The sequence below is a fragment of the Cellulomonas gelida genome (genome assembly GCF_006538725.1).
Lineage (GTDB): Bacteria > Actinomycetota > Actinomycetes > Actinomycetales > Cellulomonadaceae > Cellulomonas > Cellulomonas gelida.
The window spans coordinates 1-2,876 of sequence record NZ_BJLQ01000079.1 but is presented as its reverse complement, the minus strand read 5'-3'; the positions used below and the strand labels follow the sequence as shown (position 1 = coordinate 2,876).

The window sequence follows — 2,876 nt, the reverse complement described above, 5'->3', positions numbered from 1 at the left end:
TCCTGCGACCGATCTCTGCGACCGACCTCTGCGACCGGCCCGGCGTCGACGGGCCGCGGTGACCGACTCCTGCGACCGATCTCTGCGACCGACCTCTGCGACCGGCCCGGCGACCGACGTCAGCGACCCTCCTCCGCGACCCGATTCGACCGGAACCTACGATGGCTGACCGTGACGGACGACGTGATCGAGGTGAGCGCGGTGGTGCTGCGCTCGCCCGCGGGCGAGGTGCTGACCGTGCGCAAGCGCGGGACGGCGAGGTTCATGCTCCCCGGCGGCAAGCCCGAGCCCGGAGAGACGCGCGCGCAGACCGCGTTGCGCGAGTGCGCCGAGGAGGTCGGCGTCGAGCTCGAGCCCGACGAGCTGCGGGAGCTCGGCACCTTCACCGCCGCGGCCGCCAACGAGGCCGGGTGGAGCGTCCGCGGGACGGTCTTCGTCCACCCCGCGGTCGTCGCCCCGTCGCCCTCGGGCGAGATCGCCGAGCTGCGGTGGCTCGACCCGACGGCCGACCCGCTCCCCGCCGACCTCGCACCCCTGCTCGAGCACCAGGTGCTCCCCGCCCTGCGCGCACAGGTGTCCTGACGCCGTCCGCGCCGACGCCGGACGACGTGCTAGGAAGTCCACGTGATCCTGGAGCACGCGGTACTGGACGTCGTCGCCGGTAGGCAGGACGAGTACGAGGCGGCGTTCGACGAGGCTCGGCACCTCATCGCCGGCATGCCGGGGTTCCGGTCGCTGCGGCTCGAGCGCTGCCTCGAGGTGCCGACCCGCTACCTGCTCCTCGTCGAGTGGGACTCGGTCGAGGCGCACACCGTCGGCTTCCGCGGTTCGCCGCAGTACGGGCGCTGGCGTGACCTGCTGCACGAGTTCTACGACCCGTTCCCCACGGTCGAGCACTACCGCACGGTGCTGCCCTCGGCCTGACCCGGGCCAGCCGTGTGCGGCGTTCCCTTTGTCGTGATCTTCCCTTTCGATGACACGTGTCACTACCCTGAGCGCGGGTTGCAGAGTCGCAGCCGCACCGCCGTCGGAGGGACCCGCGATGACGAACGACCCGCACGCTGGCACGGACGAGCGCTGGACGACGACCGGGACCCCCTCGGCCGGCGCGCCCCCGACCGCCCGCCCCGCGGGCCATCCGCACAGGCCCTCAGGCGGCACCGCCGGGCCCGGGTCGCTGAGCTCGGCCGCTGTGCTGGGCCGCCGTTCCTTCCTGGCGCTCTCCGGTGCGGCGGTCGCCGTCGCCGTCGGTGCGAGCGGGGCGATCGCCGGTGGCGGAACGCCCGTCGTCGCGAACGGGACCGGCCGCCGCGCGGGTGCGCTCGCGGGCTCGCTGAGCTCCCACCCCAAGCCCGGCGGGCACGGCGGACCGGGCCACGGTGCGTCGGCGGTCGCGTTCCTCCAGGCCGCGGCCGACGCCTACCCGACGCTCAACACCGGCCCGCGCCTCGCCCAGTCCTATGCGGACGAGCTCGGGCTGTTCAGCACTGCGTTCGTCTACGACAACGCGCTCGCCATCCTCGCGCTGCTCGCCGACGGTCGTCGCGCGTCGCTCGCCACCGCCAAGGCGTTGGGCGACGGCCTGGTCTACGCGCAGGAGCACGACCCCGCCTTCGACGACGGCCGGCTGCGCCAGGGCTACAACGTCGGGCCGTACACCTTCTACGACGGCAACCCCCAGCCGTACGGCTTCGTCCTGCCGGACGGCAACGCCAACATCGGCTGGCAGTTCGGGTTCCTGGGGACGGCCGTCGGCGACATGGCGTGGCCCGGTCTGGCCCTCGCGCAGCTCTACGGCGCCACGCGTGAGCGCCGCTACCGCGACGCGGCTGTGCGGATCGGCGAGTGGATCACGACGAACACGTGGTCGACAAAGCCCCTCGGTGGTTTCTCGTTCGGCGTCGACGGGGCCGACAACCCTGTGCCCAACGGGTCGACCGAGCACAACATCGACTGCATCGCGTTCTTCGCGATCCTGCGCACGATCACCCGGGACAAGAAGTGGACCAAGGCCGCCGCGCACGCCCGCGCGTTCGTCGACCGGATGTGGTCCCGCGCCGACGGGTGGTTCTGGACAGGGACCAACGACGGCATCGAGATCAACCGCTCGCCCGTCCCGCTCGACCCCGCGACGTGGAGCTGGCTCGCGCTGCGCGAGCGCAAGTACGCGGGCGCTCTCGACTGGGCCGGTCGCGCGCTCGCCACGACCGACGATGCCGCTGCGGCCACGTCGCAGCTCCCCGACGGTGAGCGGATCTCGGGTGTCACGTTCTCCACGGCGAGCCTGACCTCGACCGCGCAGTACAACGGCATCACCGTCCACCCGCAGGGGGTGTGGCTCGAGGGCACCGGGCAGCTCGCGACGTCGCTCGCCGACCGGTGCGGCCGCGGCGACGAGCGCTCGGTGCGTGCGCTGCTCGGTCAGATCCGCCACGCGCAGGACGTGCTCGGCGTCGGCCAGCACCTCGGCGGCGTCGAGGTGTCGGGTGGTGTGGTCGCGGCGTCGTCCCTGCTCGACACCGGGTTCGGCTTCGGCTACTTCCAGGTGCAGCACGTGGGCGCGACGTCGTGGTTCGTCTTCGCCTCCACCGGCACGAACCCGATGCGCTGGGGCGGGCTGCGCTGAGCAGCGGCTGACGGCAGGCGTTCCGCCGCCACGCTCGCCCAGCAGCGCCGGGGACGGGGGAGCGTGGCGGCGAACCCTGCTCGCGACGCGTCGGCGTGCGGCTAAGGCTGAGTGCAAGCTCTGGGGCGTGGGCACGCGGGTTGAACGCGCGGCGAGGCGTGGGCGCGCGGGGTGGGCGCGCGGCGAGGCGTGGGCGCGCGGGGTGGGCGCGCGGCGAGGCGTGGGCGCGCGGGGGGGACGCGCGGCGAGG

The 2,876-nt window shown here is 73.6% G+C and carries 3 protein-coding genes; all 3 read left to right on the top strand.

Features of this window, described 5'->3' with window-relative positions:
- The first annotated feature begins 171 nt into the window (after positions 1-171).
- The 3 genes from CGE01nite_RS16665 (at position 172) to CGE01nite_RS16655 (ending at position 2,626) form a co-directional block, all read left to right on the top strand.
- On the top strand, positions 172-582 hold the full coding sequence (locus tag CGE01nite_RS16665; RefSeq protein WP_048344484.1) for an NUDIX hydrolase: 411 nt from the start codon (positions 172-174) through the stop codon (positions 580-582).
- A 42-nt stretch (positions 583-624) separates the two neighbouring features.
- Entirely contained in the window at positions 625-924 is a 300-nt protein-coding gene (locus tag CGE01nite_RS16660) for an antibiotic biosynthesis monooxygenase family protein (protein WP_048344485.1), read from the top strand.
- Between the two features lie 118 nt (positions 925-1,042).
- Positions 1,043-2,626, top strand: a complete 1,584-nt coding sequence (locus tag CGE01nite_RS16655; RefSeq protein ID WP_229747597.1) for a glycoside hydrolase family 88 protein — start codon at positions 1,043-1,045, stop codon at positions 2,624-2,626.
- The last annotated feature ends 250 nt before the right edge of the window (positions 2,627-2,876 follow it).

What these genes read in the sequence shown, in the direction of transcription:
- CGE01nite_RS16655 (WP_229747597.1), top strand. Translation starts at nt 1,043, where the DNA reads ATGACGAACGACCCGCACGCTGGCACGGACGAGCGCTGGACGACGACC.